Source organism: Paenibacillus sp. FSL F4-0087 (assembly GCF_038020215.1).
In the GTDB taxonomy this organism is placed as follows: domain Bacteria; phylum Bacillota; class Bacilli; order Paenibacillales; family Paenibacillaceae; genus Paenibacillus; species Paenibacillus taichungensis.
The window spans coordinates 5,501,149-5,518,220 of the sequence record NZ_JBBODJ010000001.1 but is presented as its reverse complement, the minus strand read 5'-3'; the positions used below and the strand labels follow the sequence as shown (position 1 = coordinate 5,518,220).

The window sequence follows — 17,072 nt, the reverse complement described above, 5'->3', positions numbered from 1 at the left end:
CGTATAGCGAGCGACTTCTTTAGTTTTTTTGTTCATAAGTCTAACGAAGCTTCAATTCTTTTGCTGTACGGTCTCCTCTAGCCATTGCTGCAAAGGAATATCCTTAGTCAACTCACCGAGCAAAATGTGACTGAATATACCTTCCTGATCTATGATCATAGTCGCTGGCAAACCGGTGATACGATACAGACCGGAGACCTTTCCGGTCACATCAATGATAACAGGGAAATCGAATTCCTGTTTCTCCATAAATTCACGAATGGTGCCCTTCGCTTCCCCCACGTTGACAAACAGGGTCTCTACATCGTTTTGATACGTCTGAGCGATCTGATTAATCATTGGCATTTCCCTCACACAGGGCGTACACCATGAAGCCCAGAAGTTAATCATGACGACTTTACCCCGATAATCGGAGAGCTTCACCTGTTCTCCGGCTGAATTAATCGCAGTGAATTCAGGAGCAATTGCACCGGCTTCAATGGCACCGGTTCTTTTGGGCTCGGATGATGAAGTCTCCTGGTAAATTGCCCACACAGCTACCAGCACTGCAGCCACTCCAATCAGGATAGTAAGCAAACGTCTCATTTTCGCACTCATTTTTTCACTTTTTATTTCCAATAAATTCACCTTCATTTTAAGCCAAGACTATGATGAAATGCAGCATGAAGCGACCCGAACTGTTGACGAAACTCCTCAGTAGAGCCATCTCCCACATTACGTCCTTGGTTCATAAAAACAATCTGATCCGCAACATCATCTGCGATTTCAAGCTGGTGGGTGGAGAACACGACCATATGTCCCTCCTCCTTGATCTGTTTTATCAGATTTGTAAACTCTTGCATCCAGAAGGGGTCCAGTCCATTCGTCGGCTCATCCATGATCAGCAGCGGAGGCTTGGACAGCAGAGCCTGGGCAAATAACACACGCTGCCGCATTCCTTTGGAAAAGGTCGTGACCCGCTTCTTTTTTTGATCGGCCAAGCCTACCATAGTCAGCACTTCCGCTACTCTCTCTCTGGACACTTTCCTAAGCGCCGCCCAGAACTGGAGCACTTCCTCTGCCGTCAGACCCTGGTTGAAATGATAATCATCCGGCATATATCCGATCTGTTCCGAATATCGCTTTCGTTCTTTGGACCAGCGCATTTTGTTTACAATGATTTCTCCGGAGGTAGGTTGAAGAATACCTGCGAGCATACGCAGAACAGTGCTTTTTCCGGCCCCATTTCCGCCACATAAGGCAAGCACATGACCGGAAGAAACGCGAAAGGATATATCTTCAACGATCTGTTGTTTTTTTACGGATTTATACAGTCCAATAATCTCTGCTTCCACGTTATCCATGGGAACGCCCCCTTTCCCAGATCCCGTAGACTACCACGATAGAACATGCAATCCACAGCAGACATATCCCTGTAAAAATCCAGCTTCCACTGGATGGTTGCACCCAATCTACCCACTGATAATATTCAGGTCCCAGTATAGAGCCCCCGCCAAGTTTGATCACAACAAACAAACGTACCAGCTCAGCCGGATTGATGAAGGTTAGAACGGTGAGTAAGGGTTTTACCCACTGATAAGGCATGAGTCCCAGCACGGAGATTAGAAGTGTAGGCCATCCGATCACAGCAAAAAACCAAACGGATACGGATATTGTTAACGCTTGCCACCGATTTTTGGATAACGAACCAATGAACAGTGCAATAGTCAGAAATAGCAGCACCAGTCCACAGGAGAATACTAGAAACAATAAGTACGTCATAACATCCAAAGGGCTACCCACCCATCCGCTAAGAAGTCCCATGAGGCCGTAACCGAATGTTACTATAGTCACTAATACAACCGACAGACCCAGATATTTCCCAACAATAAAAGACATCGTACCGATGGGGTATGTGGACAACAGCTGCCAGCTACCCTCTTCCTTTTCAGAAGTCAACGAGAACGAGCCCAGAAAAAGCGTCATCAGCGGCAACAGATAAAGAATAAGATTTAACATGGAACCTGTCGTGCCAGAGTAGCCTGTTACAAAATTCTGAGAATTAATGATTAGCAAACTCAGACTAAATATGCAGAAAAGAATCAAAAATGAATATGACCAGGGGTTGCGAAATCCCATTTTCATTTCTCGTCGAACGACTTGTAACATATCTCCCATCATGCATCACCATCTTCATTGGACATTTACTTATGGCCTGAATCTTCCGTTGATTCACTTTCCCCATGTGTTTCTTCATGTACGCCTTCACTCATTCCCTCTTCGGAATGCCCATGCTCACCCATCATATCCATCGTCTCTGTGTTTTGTTTCCAGTCGTGGGAGGCGAGATCTTTAGCGGTCATGATCGTTCCTACACCCTGCTCGGCAACAAATGCTTCGGCAGATGGTTTATCCTTGAAATTGAGGATCCCGTAAGCCATCGGTGTACGCAGTGAAGCGTCATATACATACGTGGCTTTGCTGTACTCAATCCATTCCTTGTCATTATAATCACGAACGAAATCCATCCCGATGTTATCTGTTCCGTTCTCTTCTTTCCACTGGTGCATACAACCAATGTCATCAAATTTATAATTTTTACCGTCTTTCGTGGTAAGCTGCGTGGCATAAGCATCATCTTTCACCTGCATTTTGCAAATGGCACAGATATCCACGTCTTCATTAATAGGCAATGCCTCGTATTTTTTTCCGCAAGCTGTTAATAACAGCATCCCAAAGAGAAGTACCATGACTGTTTTCCAATGTGTTTTCATTCTCATTTTCGTAATACCCCCATATTGATCATAATAAAAGTGGCCATGCCCAGCAGAATGCATCCGACGATCCAAACCCCAGTTGTCTCTTTGATCGCTTGTGAACCTTGTGTACCTGACTTCGTCGTCTGTGATTCCGCTTCCATACTCATTAATGGCGATCTGTCGCTTGTCCACTCTACCTTACCTTCCGTAAACAAGTTGCTCATAAAGATCATGCCTGGAGATTGAAAGAAAAGCTGATAGGCCGAATTTCGGTTGACCACTTGCTCATAAAAAGGATTAATCCCATAGGACAATTCACTAATTCCATCCTCGTTCAGGTCAAGACCTTGAAAGGAATCCCAGTAGTTTTCCATCATCTCATTGTTCCGGCTGTCCATCGCTGAAGCTTCGATCACATTCGAAACAAATTGGTTTCTGGTAAACTGATTATCCTCCGCAAGCACGAGCTGAATTCCAATGAAATTCCGGAGCACCACATTGCCGCGAATTTCATTTCCTGAGGATTCAGCAATGTTCATGCCAACACGATTACCTTCCACGACATTGTTATGAACCGAGGATTGCTGTACGTCATACAACAAAATCCCTTGTGAATGCACATTTTCGTTCTGTTTGCGAAAGGAATTTCCCGATACAACCGTATTCTTGACGCCCATGACCATGGCTCCGGTACTGTTGTTCTCTCCCACATTGTCCACAACAGAGGAGCCATCGATATACATACAATGAATTCCATATCTGGTATGTAACAGCGTGTTAGCCTTCACCATAAGATTCCGACTGTTCTCCAGATAGATACCATCCCGCATACCCGTAATTTTGTTGTCTTCGATGTGGGTACGATGGGAATTGTAGAGATCAATGCCATTCCCCTTTTGACCACTGGAAGCAGACTCCGGACCAGCCCATGAAATGGTATTGCTATGTATGAGCCCATCGACAGAACCCCGCAGCACGATTCCAAAACTTTGACTCTGAATATCCAGGCCCGTGATCTCTACACGATCTCCTTCAACCTGAATCGCTGCAGTGGGTTCGTTTGATAAGTGTTGAACCGTGAACCCCTGCAATGTCACTCCATCTGAACGAATGGTGATTGTGGATTCAGCTTCCGTATTCAATAGCGTTACGGAGGAGTCCCCCCGAATAGATATATTCTTGTCTATACTTACGGGACCAGAATAAATACCCGGCTCAAGCACAAGCACTTCTCCAGGGCTAGAACCATCAATGATGGACTGGAGTGGAATAGCATCTTTGGTTTCAGGAGCAGCGTTTGCAGTGTCAAACGGGTAAGATAGCGGGATCGACAGTATCCCAATAAACAGCAACATGCTCAGGACAATCCGTTCGCGAAACATCATAACCTCCTTCATGAAACACACTGCTCATAGTGTACATAAAAACAAATTTTTACCATATAGCTCAAGCTGGCTATAGAGTTGGACCTTTTGTGTCCAAATTGTGAGTTCATTGTGGTGAAAAGCAAATAAAGTGACATCCACTTATACATAAAAACAGAAAGAACGCTCCGATATAGTAAAAAGAGCTTATTACAGACGATTGTGGTCTGTAATAAGCCCTTGCTCCAATGCATAACGTGTCAGTTGAACACGATTTTGAACCTGTAGTTTTTGCAAAATGTTTTTCAAATGATTCTTGACCGTATACTCTGAAATTGTATAATTCACAGCGATTTCTTTGTTGGTCCATCCTGCAGCCACGCCATACAGAATATCCTTTTCTCTTGTCGTTAGCGGAACATCAGGTTCTTTTTTCTCCGTGAGTGAGACATCCTTCAGGATTTGGTAAGCCACCTCGCGGCTCAATGGAGCCTCTTCTGTAACAATGGAATGAAGATATTCCAGCCACATGGACGGTTCCAGATTTTTGAGCAGATAACCCTGAGCTCCCCGCTTCAACGCTTCCAGAAGGTGGAGTACATCATCCGAGACGGTAATCATGACAATTTTCACATAAGGAAAGGCCAATTTGATCCGCTGTGTTGCTTCAAGACCGTTCATAATCGGCATCTGAATGTCCATGAGGATTAGATCGGGCAGCCACTGTTCTGTGTAATCAACCGCTTGTTGACCATCCGATACGACGCCAATCACTTCGAAGCCGGGATCCATGGATAAAATTTCACATATGGCTTCTCTCGCATGAGCGTGATCGTCTACCACAAGTACGCGAGTATGGCTCATAACATCTCACCATCCTTTGAAAATTCGACAACAGTAAGCTGCTGCTCCCTTCGGAATTGCAAGTTAAAGTTCAGTTCATTCATCCGCTCTCTCATGATTTTCAGTCCATATCGATCCTTTCGTTCAAAGGGATTCATCTCAAATCCTTTTCCATTATCTCGAATCGTGATATTCCAGCACTTCTTGTGCCCGTTCCCCTGAATCCACCCTTGTGAAGCAGATGCATGCTTTTGAATATTAAAGAGAGCTTCCCGAATACAAGCGAGCAGTTCTACTTTCTCTTTGTCAGTAAATGCATCATCCGGGATGCTCCAATCCAGTTCGATTTGGACGGGGACATCTTTGGCAATTCTTCGAATTTGGCCAAGTAGTGTGACCGATTCGTTCATAGTGAAGGTATTGTCAACGTTAGGATCATAACGTAAATCGGCAATGGCCTGACGCACATAACGATTGACTTCATGGACCGTTTTCTTGATCGAATACACATCGTCCAGCTGTTGATCCTGCTTGGCTTGTTCCTCCAAACGCCCCACTTTCACCGATAACAAGAAAAGAGATTGGGCGATTCCATCATGAAGTTCCTTGGCCAGCTTTTCACGGGATTCAAGCGCAATTTTGGCAGCACGCTCATGCTCCAGTTCTTTTTGAATACGTTCCAGGATAAGAAACAGCCGAGTTAACAACGTTATACTCACAACATATACAATGACAGGCGTAAGCCAGTTGCCCAAATTCATTGATATATAGGGGAGTAGAAACTGATGTCGTACATATTCCCAGAGACCAACCGTTAAGGTGGGAATGAGCAAGATCATCCACTTGATTTGTTTATAAGACATATTCCCCTCCTGAACTGCAAGATAAGAATCAGTGAGGCAAACGAAGAATATAACCGAACCCCCACAGGGTGTGAATCAGATCTTCCCGATTCGGCACATGCTCGGATAGTTTGTCACGCAACCGTTTCACATGGGTATCTACGGTTCGATAATCCAGATCTTCCTCATGCTCCACTTTCCAAACAATTCTCAGCAAATCCTGCCTGGAGAATGCGATTTCCGCGTGTGTCGCCAGATGATATAGCAAATCAAATTCTTTGGGAGTCATATGAATCTCCTCGTCTTCTACTGTGACTCTTCGGGAAGTAGGATTGATTAAAATAGAGGAGATCAACACCTCGCTTGCTGAATGGTCCTTAGGCGCAGGTTTGATTAATCCGTTATAACGAGCCATCATGGTTTTGATGCGCAGCACAACTTCCCTCGGACTGAACGGTTTCATGACAAAGTCATCCGCCCCGGCTTTGAAAGCTTCAAGCCGATTTCCCTCTTCTGACTTGGCTGTCAGAAACATGACGGGTATGCTTAAGTTGGTCCGTAGATATTGGCATATTTCAATCCCCTTAATATCAGGGAGAATCCAATCCAGAATGATCATGGCATACGAGTCATGATGAAGCTTGCTTAAGGCTTGCCAGCCCAGCGAAGCCTCCTCAACGATAAATTGTTCTTTCTCCAAATACATTCGAAGAAGTCCACGGACCCGTTTATCATCATCTACAATCAATATTCTATTTTGCTGCAGGGTCCCGCTCATGTCTTACCTCCAAATCTTTGCGATATTCGGGTCGATTGCTTAGTTTCTCTTTCTTATAAAACCTCAAGCCAGTGAGTGAACTTGATGTAATCAGCATACCTTCAACGTACTCAAAAGGCATGACTCCATAGAGCCATGCCTTTAATAATCTATCTCTGAATTGTAGACAATGTATGAACGATTATGTTTAGACTTATTTCTTGCCAGTGACGGCTGCTACCACATCGTCGGCAACCTTGCCATCTGCAATTGGGCCGGACATCATCCAATGTCTGGCAGACACTTTGAACACATGATTAGCCTTCACAGCAGGCATCGTTTTCCAAACATGAAGTTTCTCGACTTCCGTTGCAACGGCACTGTTCTCATTGAATTCTTCTTCCGTGCTAATCGATCCTCCGTAGATGGCAAACACATAATCAGCTCCAATGGAGGGCAGCTTCTCCAGAGATGTCGTGACTCCCCAATCGTCCTTAGTATCCTTTTGGAATGCTGCAACGCTTTCATCTGGATTTAATCCCAATTCAGTGTAAATGAGTGGAGCGAAGCTCGGGAAGAACACCTGCAGATCCTTGTCCGATGGACGCATGAAGACAACTGTTTTGTCCGGGCCCACTGCCGAAATGATATCTTCCTTGGCCTGTTTCAGTTTGTCAGTGTTCGCCTGAAGCACCTCTTGTGCTTTATCTTCCAGACCCGTTGCCTTGCCTATTTCCACAATGGTTTTCTCCCAATCATCCGGTGAATAGGCAATGGTTGGCGCAATCTTGCTCAGTTCCTCATAAGCTTTCTCGTCAATGGCGTTTCGCTGAACCACGATAAGATCGGGCTGGGTTGCCAGGATAGCCTCCAGATTCGGATTGAAATCCGCATTTCCAGCGAGCGGGATGTTCAATGCTTTGAGTTGGTCATCCAAGTAATAGCCATCAAAGTCGTAAGCATAGACCATCGGTACGCCCAGGGACAACGTAAGATCCTCAAGACCAAATACGGCAACACGTTTTGGATGCAGCGGAACTTCCGTTTTGCCCATCGCATGTTCGATGACCTGAGTCTGAGGTTCTTCAGCAGTTTGCGTCGCTGCGCCTGCGTTTGTCTTGGTCGTTTCTGTTGTGGCTTGCTCCCCTGCTGTATTTGTTTTATTTCCGCAGGCTACAACCATAAGTGAAAGAACCAACAGCAGTAGCATTAATCCTGCAAATCCGCGTTTCCTTCCAGGTGTAGCCTTTTTTGAACGACCTCGTCTAAAGAGATCATTATTTTCTGTGTGAGACATGAGTTCCCCTCCGCATTTCTTTATTGAGAATGATTATCACATGATGATTATACAGATGTTCCTCAGCGAAGAAAATAGAAGAAGATGTCTAGTTTCGCCCATTACCGGGCACTAAATAGCAAGTTTACTTCCTGAAGCAGAAGTTCATGCCGATTAGCTGTATGTTCCAGGATCGGTTCGCTTAACCAGTGGCCTCCCTGTGTCAGATAGACGTGCCGGTTTCGTACGGCATGCAGCTGCTTCCAGCTTTCCGCATGTTGAAGCCTCTCCCACACCATCTGGGAATGATGGTCCTTCATAACACTAACGATGATGACGTCCGCATCGAATGCGGCAAGCTGTTCGGCTTCCACATATCTGGTAAATTCGATCTGATCCACACCTGAAGCCGCGGCGATTTTCAAATCGTCATAAAATACGGTGCCTGCTCTTCTGCCCCAGATCTGAATGCCCCGGGGTGACACACTTAGTGCGATTAGCTTACCTTGTTGAAACGAATCAGGCATATGATGAAGAACGGTTTCCACCTTTTCCTCATATCGAAGAAGCCATCTTTCACTTTCATTCTCCCGATCCAAAAAACGGGCTGTTCGCCGCAGATGTTGCCGCCAATCCTCACCGTGCCAACTTAGAAACAGCACTGGTGCGATATGCCGCAGCTTCTCCTTCTCCTCTTCGGGGATCATTTCGTCCAAGGCAACAATCCGGTCTGGCCTGGCCCGCATCAATGCTTTGAGGTTGAAATCATAGTCATGGCTGAGTGCTACCTTGACATCATAACGATATTTCCGGCGGTAATCATCTGTCCAAAACTGATCAATGGGTGCTGCGAAGGGGATGATTTGCAGGGTCAGCAAATGTCCGATATTGGGCCAGCTGTACGCGGCTGTTTTGCATTTCCTGTTTGCCATATATGTACGAGGAGGCAATCCGACCTGCTTCTTAAACTGGCTGCTGAAATAGTGTTGGTCCTTGAAACCCGCCAATAGTGCAATGTCCTTCAGTGGTTGTCCTGCTTCCATCAGACGTTTGGCCTCGTTGGTGCGAATTTCTGCCAGATAGTCCATCGAACTCTGACCGAACTTTTCTTTGAATGATCTCATGAAATAATAGCGGCTCATGCCCGCTTCATCGGCCAGGTTCTCGACTGTGATTGTATCCTGATAGTGATGCAGCATGTATTCCCGTGCTCTCTCGAGTGCGTTCTCGTGTTGGTTCTGCTTCTTGAACAGCAGATGCAGCAGGTCCTGGAGACCCGCTTGGCTTGCGAAACGATCTGTTGAATCACCCGTATGCCAGTAATTGACGATTTTTTCGCAAAGTTGCTGCACCTGTGCATCTGGAACCGTGATTGGCCCACCAAGCTCCGTTAACAAACACTCAGAGGACACCTTCTGTCCACCATATGGAATGATGCCGATATGAATCCGGTACACGATCTGCACTCCATCCGTTAAGTAAACGGTCTCGACCCGTTGGCCTGGTAATACAAAATGGGCACTATTAGGTACGAAAGGATGCGGTATGCCATCAATGACGATTTTGCCGTGACGATTTGCAGCAACAAGAATGACATGATCTGGTGTTTCTTCGTATACCAAGCGATAGGCCTTGCCGACCGAATCCTTGAATACGTTCTTTAATCCATACCATGCGAGATCTGCTGCTGTCTGTCCTTCACCCTGCGGGTGTTTTTGTTGTAATTGTGTCATCGTAGCGCATCCCTCTTTTCGAATCTTCTTCAAAATTCTAAATGATAACAATTCTCAATGTCAATCATAATTCTCTCATGCACCAAATATCGTGTATTCGAATATGGATATCTACTAAGCCACAAATTTTTTAAACCTAGTAATAGAGCCCATTCATCAGGTTTTTCACAAAATGGATACCGATAAGCATTTGACAAAGCTATATATTGATATAAAATTAAGAAATAGATCTATATATAGTGTTTTTTTGATCACCTTTCATTTGTCAAGGAGGATATGATAGTGCTAATTGTGTATGATTCAATAACCGGGAATGTTAAGAGGTTTATTTCCAAGCTTCAACTGCCGGCTGTTCAGATTCAGAATCAAATGACGATTGATGAACCGTACGTACTTGTGACATATACAACAGGTTTTGGACAGATACCTGATAAGGTGTCTTCTTTTTTGCAAAAAAACTCTAAATACCTGATTGGCGTGGCTGCCAGCGGTAACCGTAACTGGGGTGAGCGTTTTGCCAAAAGTGCAGATTTGATCTCTGCATCTTATAACGTCCCGGTTATCAGTAAATTTGAATTATCGGGTTCTAAGAAAGACGTGGAGTATTTTGAACAGGAGGTGAGCCGCATTGCGACATATTGAATTGAATAACATGCTGCTAAAGCGTGACTCTGATGGCTTCTTCCAGTTACATAAGGATAAAGAGGCTGTAGAGGAATTTATGAAAGAAATCAAAAATAAAAGTATGGCGTTCGCCAACATTAATGATCAAGTCAAATTCATGATTGATCATGATTATTACGAAGATTTCTATGCTTCCTATACAGCTGACCAAGTTAGAAACGTATTTGAAATTACGCGTGGCTATCAGTATACCTTTCCTTCCTATATGGCAGCGTCTAAATTCTATACTGATTATGCATTGAGAACATTTGACCGCAAAACATACCTGGAGCAATATTCGGATCGGGTAGCAGCTGTAGCTCTTCATCTGGGTCGAGGACACTTTGATACGGCTTGTTTGCTGTCTCGTTCTATGATGGAGCAGCGCCTTCAACCCGCAACCCCTACTTTTCTAAATGCAGGAAAAAGTCGGCGCGGAGAACTCGTTTCTTGCTTCCTGCTTGAAATGGATGATTCACTGAACTCCATAAACTATGTACTGAACACTTGTATGCAGTTATCCAAAATCGGTGGTGGCGTTGCTGTCAATCTGTCGAAGTTGCGTGCTCGTGGTGAAGTCATTAAAGGGGTTGAAGGTGCTGCTAAAGGCATCACGCCTGTTCTCAAGCTGATGGAAGACGGCTTCTCCTACGCCGATCAGATGGGGCAACGTAAAGGTTCTGGTGCAGCATACTATAATATTTTTGGTTGGGACGTTATGGAACTGCTGGATAGCAAAAAGATTAATGCGGATGAGAAAATTCGGCTGAAAACTCTCTCTATCGGACTTATTGTTCCTAATCGTTTCTATAAGCTGGCTCAAGATAATGAGCCCCTGTACCTCTTTGCACCTTATAGTGTCTATAAGGCGTATGGAACACATTTGGATGATATGGATCTGGACGTAATGTATGATACTTTGCTGGCTGACGACCGGGTGAAGAAGAAAAAATCGATGAGCGCACGGGATATGCTAACTAAAATAGCGATGACTCAACTTGAATCCGGCTATCCCTACATCATTAATAAAACCAATGCCAATCAAGCGCATGCCTTGAAAAACGTAGGACAAGTCAAAATGTCCAACCTCTGCACAGAGATTTTCCAACTCCAGGAAACTTCTGAAATTACAGACTATGGTCAACCGGATATTATCCGCAAAGATATCAGCTGCAACCTGGCCTCCCTCAATATTGTTAATGTTATGGAGAGTGGCAAGATCAAGGAATCCGTTCATGAGGGCATGATCGCACTGACCTCCGTCAGCGACATGACGCATGTTGCTAATGCTCCCGGTGTGGCAAAAGCCAATTCCGAAATGCATTCCGTTGGCTTGGGTGCCATGAACCTGCACGGTTACTTAGCCAAAAACAGGATTGCTTATGAAAGCTCAGAGGCCAAGGATTTTGTACGTACCTTCTTTATGACCATGAATTATCATTCTCTGGAGAAAAGTATGGAGTTTGCAGAGCAAACGGGTCAACGGTTCTATGGATTTGAGCAATCGGATTATGCGACTGGCGTATATTTTGATCGTTATGTGACTATGGATTACCGTCCCACCACATCAAAAGTACAAGAATTGTTTAACGGCATTGCTGTTCCGTCTCCCGAGGATTGGAACCAGCTTAAGTCTAAAGTGATGAAAAATGGCCTCTATCATGCCTATCGCATGGCTATTGCTCCAACAGCCAGCATCTCTTATATCCAAAACGCAACATCTAGTGTAATGCCCATCGTAGAACAGATTGAGACACGGACCTATGCCAATTCAACGACATATTATCCAATGCCCTATTTGCAAAAAGATAATGTCTTCTATTACAAATCAGCGTATCAAATGGATCAATTCAAGGTGATTGATTTGATTGCGGAGATTCAGCCACATGTGGACCAAGGCATCTCAACCATTCTGCATGTAAACAGTGATGTATCCACGCGAGAGTTGGCTCGCTGCTATCTGTATGCTGCTCATAAAGGGTTGAAATCTCTGTATTACACAAGAACCAACAAGCTGACGATGGAAGAATGCATTGCTTGTTCAATATAAATAATTTCCCTTTAGGGTATTACGATTGGAGTTTGATATACCATGCCGGCAATTCAAGCTGTGAACTGGAATCGGGCGGATGATGATTTCACTCTGATGTTCTGGAATCAGAATATTATGCAATTTTGGACCGATGACGAGATTCCTTTATCCGATGATAAAATGACCTGGGGCACGCTCAGTGATATAGAAAAAGACGCTTATATGAAAGTTTTGGGAGGCTTAACCCTTCTGGATACGATCCAGGGTGGTGTAGGTATGCCGCAAATTATGGAGCATGTCGATGGACTGCAACGCAAGGCCGTACTTAGTTTTATGGCGATGATGGAACAAATTCATGCGAAATCATACAGTAGTATTTTCACCACATTGGCATCAACCGAAGAAATTGACAGTGTATTTAAATGGGTGGAAGAAAATCCATATCTGCAAACCAAAGCGACGATTATACGTCAGTATTACATGAATATTGAAACATCAAAAGATCTGTATATGGCAATGGCTGCCTCCGTTCTTTTGGAAAGTTATTTGTTTTACAGTGGATTTTTCTATCCACTCTATTTAGCCGGACAAGGCAAACTTACATGCAGTGGTGAGATCATTGATCTGATTCTGCGGGATGAAAGTATTCACGGAGTATATGTGGGGGTGTTGGCCCAGGAAATATATGCAAGCTTTGATGAAACGCAGCGGAACGATGTGTATCAAGGTTTGGTTGATCTTGTACAGCTTCTTCATCAAAATGAGCTGAAGTATACGGAAGAATTATATACGCCCATTCATTTAACCGAAGAAGTGGAAACCTTCCTTCGTTATAACGCTAATAAAGCTATGATGAACCTCGGGTTTGAGCCATTATTTGATGACGAGGAAGTCAACCCAATTGTGTTAAATGGAATCAGTACACATACCAAACAGCATGACTTTTTCTCTAAAAAAGGCAATGGGTATATTCGTACTCTGAATGTAGAACCTCTGACGGATGATGATTTCAAGTTTGAATAAGTCATAAAAAATCTTAATAAGGCTAACGTCTAGCCTATGAATATAAATCAAGAAGGCTGTTCCTCCCAGAGGAATAGCCTTCTTGATTTACTTTTCGAGCAATGAAATCAATCTTTGCAGTAGAACAGGCTCTTCCTTGCGAAATTGCTCCAGCCGAAGTCTTACCTTCGCATACACGGCCTTGTCTTCACGAATTTCATGACGGATGTATTGATCCCTTAGCTTCATTGCCCGGGTAGTTATATCCTGATAACCATTCACAAGTTCTTCGTCGTAAGGGATTATACCCTCATCTATCAAGTAGGTAATCCGTTCACTCATCATTTTTTTGTGCTCCCAGAGCACATGAAGATGCCTCACATCGTTACGGTCACCGAGACGAGGATCGTTGCTCTCTACTGCATCATAGTACATTTGCAAATAGTCGTAGACGTCAATTCCGAAAGCCTGTTCGTCATCAGGAATGTAATTAATGCGATTCAGATGAGTCTCTCCGTTCAGGTAATCATGCAGTTGGTCGAGTGCTACGATTCTATCGAAAGGATAAGGAGAATGCGGCTCGTATTTGTAAAAATAAGTGTGATGATCCGCCGTGAGTCCCTCTCTGAGCAGATGTCTCATGGAATGGACAGCATCCAGGAACTCCGCGAACGGAATCTGTACATTGCGGTAAACTCCCGTATGGTCGAACATGGAAGCATCAAAAAAACGTTTGTCCCAATCGAAACCGTACAGAAAAAGATGATGAGGAAACGGTTCCTGCTGATAGGCCGCTGCTGGTGGTAGCTTGGCTTCGTCCAAAAACACGACGCAATAATAGCCGCTTCGTATCTGATCTGAGAAAAAATGGGGCCAGGCGTCCAGTGCCAAATGCTCCAGAATCGTATAATTCACAGAGCAAGTGAGTAGAAATGGATTATTAAAATTCAGTTCGTTGGGTTTGCCCCGAAAAAAATCGATATAAAACTGTCTGCCATCCTCCAGAAAGGTTTTCTTGCAGGACAACTGAATGAAATTGCTGTAATACCAAGGAATCGTTTCCTCATGTGCACTGGTAATCGAAAGCGTGTAAGCCCACCGCAGAAATCCTTTAAGCGGCGGATTTAACACGGGCAGCTGAACAGCATTCATTCTTTCTCCCCCTTAACTACTTGCACTACTATATCCCTTCACAGCCTGTTTCCAGAGCAATCGTATAACTGTGAAGAGTATAATTGAAGCGACCAGCGCCAGTCCTGTATAGAGCCAGCTGAGCTGTCCTAGCAGAAACATTGGTCCGAAATTGGTAATCAGGAACAGCGGAATGACAAAGGTACCGATCCGCCGGACCCAAGTTGGGTATATTGCCATTGGAAAATTGTTGGCGTCCCAAGCGGAATGAGCGATCTCCGATGCAGAGCCCGTCTGAACGAACCGAAATGACAGCAATGCAGGGATAATCATTAGACAATATGTGATGATAACGGAGACTAATAATAACAACATAAACCCGGCTAGCTGGAGAAACGTCAGGGGAATGTCCATGGCATGCCAGCCAATACCAATCATGACGAAACCAACTAAAATATCGGGGATTGGAAGCGCCAGATCGACATAACGCAAAGAAGCCATAAATTGAAGAGAAACAGGCTTCGTTAGCATTAGATCAAGTGAGCCGTCCTTAATATATTCCGGAATTTTCGTGAAATTGGTGAAAAACAGCCCAACGTACATTCCTGTCACCACGGTGTGCATGCCTATAAATAGAAGCAACCCTTCGGGCGGTATGCCGTCGACGTGAAGATCGGTGCGGAACACAACGAGCACATATAACAGTTTGGCAAGCAGGTAGACGGATTCCACGAGCAGGCTCATCATAAAATTACCCCGAAACTCCATCTGGGCAATGAGACAATTTTTGATGAACATACCGTACAAATGTGCGTATTTTCTCATGGCTCTAAACATATGGGATCTCCGCTACCCCCCAACCGCTGAATATTTCTTCATGGATATGCGCCACGTGAGACGAGATAACCATAAAAACAGAAGTATCCACCCGCACTGGATAAGCAATCCTTGATACATCACCGCCACTTCCGTTTTGCCGCTGAGCACATTGACCGGAAAATAAATGGTATACGGAAACGGCGTGTACTGAAGTGCCTCCACGATCGAATCCCCGAAAATCTCCAATGGGAACATACCTCCGCTCAGAATATTCACAAGCAGACTCGTAATAACGAAAAAATAAGAGATTTCATTTAGATAAAAAGCACTTGCACAGATGCAGTATGAGATCAAGAAATTGAGCAATAGCGCCCCCGACAACGTAACGACGAACAAGATCAGCCGTATGACCTGGAACTCAAGCACACCACCGACAGATGATATCCAGATAATCCCGACAAGCAGCACAGCTGTAACGCCGTAATAGATCGCCTTCTGTCCGAAAAAAGATACAAGCCGATATCCGAAGTAACTAACCGGTTTGATCAAATACTTGTTGAGGCCGCCGTTCTTGATATCGTCAACAATCTGGTGCTCGAACTGGGTAGCGATTAGTTTGGATACCAAGCCCGCCAAGATCGTATACAAAATAATTTGATGATATGAATACGAGAATAGCGCCGATTCGCCGGAATGCTGGTACACCGCTGTCCATATAAAATACTGAACAAGGATCGGAAACGCGGCGCCGAGAAGACCGAGAAAGAAGTGAAATCGGTATTCCATTGATTGCTGCACACCCATCGAAAAAACAGCCGTATACAATTTTCGTCCAGTCATCCGACGGATTCCTTTTGGTAGAGCATCGATATACTCTCCTCGATCGGCACGTCCTCAATGGTCCAGTCAACGATTGGAAACGAATCGAGCATAGCGCGCGACACTTCTTTTAGACGGTGTTTGGGCAGCTCCAGAACAACGCTGTAGTCGTCTGCACTGATCATTTTCCCGAATTTGGCCAGCCGCTGCTCGGCAACCGGTTCCGAGAACTGCAACTTTACAATTTTGTGCTCACCAAACAGATCGTTAATCTTATGAAGATCTCCGTCATACAGAAGACTTCCTTCGTTAATAATGATTGTCCGCTTGCACAAATCCTCCACGTCCTTCATGTAGTGGCTCGTCAGCAGAATCGTGGCACCAAACTGCTCATTATAGTATTTCAGAAATTCCCGCACCCTCTTCTGAGAAGGGAAATCCAGGCCGATCGTTGGCTCGTCAAGATAAAGCAGCTTTGGTCGGTGGATCAGAGCGGCGATTAGTTCCATTTTCATACGTTCACCCAAGGACAGCCTGCGAACCTGTACATCCAGCAGGTCTTGCACATCAAGCATTTCCGACAGTTCGGCAAGACTTCGACGATAGACATCATCCTCGACGTCATATATACATTTGTTCAAATAAATCGAATCGCTCGCGGGAAGGTCCCACCAAAGTTGATTTTTCTGACCCATGACAATGGAGAACAGCCGTTTGAATTCGTTCTTTCGCTCCCAAGGCACATAGCCAAGTACGTCGGCTTCTCCGCTTGTGGGATACAGAATGCCCGACAACATTTTGAGCGTTGTGGTTTTACCTGCTCCGTTCGGACCCAGAAATCCAACGCACTCCCCCGGGCCGATATCGAAGGAAACGGATTTAACCGCTTCCTTCACAAGTGATTTGCGAGCAAACAAGTTTTTCAGTGAATGTTTGAGTCCTGCTTCTTTCCGGTAATATACGAACGATTTGTGCAGTCCCCGTACACGGATAAAGTCCATCCCCGCTCCTCCTGAATGATTGCATGTTTTCCTTTATTAGCGGCTTAAAGTT

General features: G+C 44.7%; 17 protein-coding genes. 3 read left to right on the top strand and 14 right to left on the bottom strand.

Annotated elements, in window-relative coordinates; all coding sequences use genetic code 11:
* Positions 1-51 precede the first annotated feature (51 nt).
* The 10 genes from MHB84_RS25425 to MHB84_RS25380 form a co-directional block, all read right to left on the bottom strand.
* Positions 52-597: a TlpA family protein disulfide reductase gene (locus tag MHB84_RS25425; RefSeq protein ID WP_076289356.1), complete on the bottom strand. Its 546-nt coding sequence runs from the start codon at positions 595-597 to the stop codon at positions 52-54.
* A 32-nt stretch (positions 598-629) separates the two neighbouring features.
* Positions 630-1,343: a heme ABC exporter ATP-binding protein CcmA gene (gene ccmA / locus MHB84_RS25420; RefSeq protein ID WP_076289170.1), complete on the bottom strand. Its 714-nt coding sequence runs from the start codon at positions 1,341-1,343 to the stop codon at positions 630-632.
* The gene (locus MHB84_RS25415; protein WP_076289169.1) at positions 1,336-2,157 is read right to left on the bottom strand and encodes an ABC transporter permease; all 822 of its coding nucleotides are present in this window, start codon (positions 2,155-2,157) and stop codon (positions 1,336-1,338) included. The genes ccmA and MHB84_RS25415 overlap by 8 nt, the downstream gene beginning before the upstream one ends.
* 26 nt (positions 2,158-2,183) lie before the next feature.
* Complete coding sequence (locus tag MHB84_RS25410; RefSeq protein ID WP_076289355.1) at positions 2,184-2,753, bottom strand: nitrous oxide reductase accessory protein NosL; 570 nt, start codon at positions 2,751-2,753, stop codon at positions 2,184-2,186.
* A 2-nt stretch (positions 2,754-2,755) separates the two neighbouring features.
* A complete protein-coding gene (locus tag MHB84_RS25405) occupies positions 2,756-4,120 on the bottom strand; it encodes a right-handed parallel beta-helix repeat-containing protein (protein ID WP_256716806.1) in 1,365 nt (454 codons plus the stop codon).
* A 192-nt stretch (positions 4,121-4,312) separates the two neighbouring features.
* Complete coding sequence (locus MHB84_RS25400; RefSeq protein WP_076289167.1) at positions 4,313-4,966, bottom strand: response regulator; 654 nt, start codon at positions 4,964-4,966, stop codon at positions 4,313-4,315.
* On the bottom strand, positions 4,963-5,808 hold the full coding sequence (locus tag MHB84_RS25395; protein WP_076289166.1) for a sensor histidine kinase: 846 nt from the start codon (positions 5,806-5,808) through the stop codon (positions 4,963-4,965). The genes MHB84_RS25400 and MHB84_RS25395 overlap by 4 nt, the downstream gene beginning before the upstream one ends.
* 28 nt (positions 5,809-5,836) lie before the next feature.
* Complete coding sequence (locus tag MHB84_RS25390; RefSeq protein ID WP_076289165.1) at positions 5,837-6,565, bottom strand: response regulator transcription factor; 729 nt, start codon at positions 6,563-6,565, stop codon at positions 5,837-5,839.
* 193 nt (positions 6,566-6,758) lie between these two features.
* Positions 6,759-7,841, bottom strand: a complete 1,083-nt coding sequence (locus MHB84_RS25385; RefSeq protein WP_083678896.1) for an ABC transporter substrate-binding protein — start codon at positions 7,839-7,841, stop codon at positions 6,759-6,761.
* Positions 7,842-7,942: 101 nt separating this feature from the next.
* Positions 7,943-9,553, bottom strand: coding sequence for a helix-turn-helix domain-containing protein (locus MHB84_RS25380; protein ID WP_076289164.1), 1,611 nt, complete (start codon positions 9,551-9,553; stop codon positions 7,943-7,945).
* Between the two features lie 282 nt (positions 9,554-9,835).
* On the opposite strand from MHB84_RS25380, the gene nrdI reads away from it, so the two are divergent.
* Genes nrdI through nrdF form a run of 3 tightly spaced genes read left to right on the top strand, consistent with a single transcriptional unit; the run spans position 9,836 to position 13,271 of the window.
* On the top strand, positions 9,836-10,195 hold the full coding sequence (gene nrdI, locus MHB84_RS25375; protein ID WP_076289163.1) for a class Ib ribonucleoside-diphosphate reductase assembly flavoprotein NrdI: 360 nt from the start codon (positions 9,836-9,838) through the stop codon (positions 10,193-10,195).
* Positions 10,182-12,266 carry a class 1b ribonucleoside-diphosphate reductase subunit alpha gene (gene nrdE / locus MHB84_RS25370; protein WP_076289162.1) on the top strand — a complete coding sequence of 695 codons (2,085 nt, stop codon included), beginning with the start codon at positions 10,182-10,184 and terminating at the stop codon, positions 12,264-12,266. The genes nrdI and nrdE overlap by 14 nt, the downstream gene beginning before the upstream one ends.
* Positions 12,267-12,308: 42 nt before the next feature.
* Positions 12,309-13,271, top strand: coding sequence for a class 1b ribonucleoside-diphosphate reductase subunit beta (gene nrdF / locus MHB84_RS25365; RefSeq protein WP_076289161.1), 963 nt, complete (start codon positions 12,309-12,311; stop codon positions 13,269-13,271).
* An 87-nt stretch (positions 13,272-13,358) separates the two neighbouring features.
* On the opposite strand, the gene MHB84_RS25360 is transcribed toward nrdF, so the two are convergent.
* The 4 genes from MHB84_RS25360 to MHB84_RS25345 are packed head-to-tail and all read right to left on the bottom strand — an operon-like array spanning position 13,359 to position 17,020.
* Positions 13,359-14,402 (bottom strand): hypothetical protein, encoded by a 1,044-nt coding sequence (locus MHB84_RS25360; protein ID WP_076289160.1) that lies wholly within the window; start codon positions 14,400-14,402, stop codon positions 13,359-13,361.
* 12 nt (positions 14,403-14,414) lie between these two features.
* Positions 14,415-15,206: an ABC transporter permease gene (locus MHB84_RS25355; RefSeq protein ID WP_341143073.1), complete on the bottom strand. Its 792-nt coding sequence runs from the start codon at positions 15,204-15,206 to the stop codon at positions 14,415-14,417.
* A 24-nt stretch (positions 15,207-15,230) separates the two neighbouring features.
* Complete coding sequence (locus MHB84_RS25350; protein ID WP_076289158.1) at positions 15,231-16,040, bottom strand: ABC transporter permease; 810 nt, start codon at positions 16,038-16,040, stop codon at positions 15,231-15,233.
* A complete protein-coding gene (locus MHB84_RS25345) occupies positions 16,037-17,020 on the bottom strand; it encodes an ABC transporter ATP-binding protein (protein WP_076289157.1) in 984 nt (327 codons plus the stop codon). Before MHB84_RS25345 ends, MHB84_RS25350 begins: the two co-directional genes overlap by 4 nt.
* Between the last annotated feature and the right edge of the window lie 52 nt (positions 17,021-17,072).

Bases quoted from the DNA above. Each gene is read 5' to 3' on its own strand.
- MHB84_RS25390 (WP_076289165.1), bottom strand. From the start codon at position 6,565: ATGAGCGGGACCCTGCAGCAAAATAGAATATTGATTGTAGATGATGAT.
- ccmA (WP_076289170.1), bottom strand. From the start codon at position 1,343: ATGGATAACGTGGAAGCAGAGATTATTGGACTGTATAAATCCGTAAAA.
- MHB84_RS25400 (WP_076289167.1), bottom strand. From the start codon at position 4,966: ATGAGCCATACTCGCGTACTTGTGGTAGACGATCACGCTCATGCGAGA.
- MHB84_RS25355 (WP_341143073.1), bottom strand. From the start codon at position 15,206: ATGAGAAAATACGCACATTTGTACGGTATGTTCATCAAAAATTGTCTC.
- MHB84_RS25350 (WP_076289158.1), bottom strand. From the start codon at position 16,040: ATGACTGGACGAAAATTGTATACGGCTGTTTTTTCGATGGGTGTGCAG.
- MHB84_RS25385 (WP_083678896.1), bottom strand. From the start codon at position 7,841: ATGTCTCACACAGAAAATAATGATCTCTTTAGACGAGGTCGTTCAAAA.
- MHB84_RS25415 (WP_076289169.1), bottom strand. From the start codon at position 2,157: ATGGGAGATATGTTACAAGTCGTTCGACGAGAAATGAAAATGGGATTT.
- MHB84_RS25380 (WP_076289164.1), bottom strand. From the start codon at position 9,553: ATGACACAATTACAACAAAAACACCCGCAGGGTGAAGGACAGACAGCA.
- MHB84_RS25345 (WP_076289157.1), bottom strand. From the start codon at position 17,020: ATGGACTTTATCCGTGTACGGGGACTGCACAAATCGTTCGTATATTAC.
- MHB84_RS25405 (WP_256716806.1), bottom strand. From the start codon at position 4,120: ATGTTTCGCGAACGGATTGTCCTGAGCATGTTGCTGTTTATTGGGATA.
- MHB84_RS25395 (WP_076289166.1), bottom strand. From the start codon at position 5,808: ATGTCTTATAAACAAATCAAGTGGATGATCTTGCTCATTCCCACCTTA.
- MHB84_RS25360 (WP_076289160.1), bottom strand. From the start codon at position 14,402: ATGAATGCTGTTCAGCTGCCCGTGTTAAATCCGCCGCTTAAAGGATTT.
- MHB84_RS25410 (WP_076289355.1), bottom strand. From the start codon at position 2,753: ATGAAAACACATTGGAAAACAGTCATGGTACTTCTCTTTGGGATGCTG.
- MHB84_RS25425 (WP_076289356.1), bottom strand. From the start codon at position 597: ATGAGTGCGAAAATGAGACGTTTGCTTACTATCCTGATTGGAGTGGCT.
- nrdF (WP_076289161.1), top strand. From the start codon at position 12,309: ATGCCGGCAATTCAAGCTGTGAACTGGAATCGGGCGGATGATGATTTC.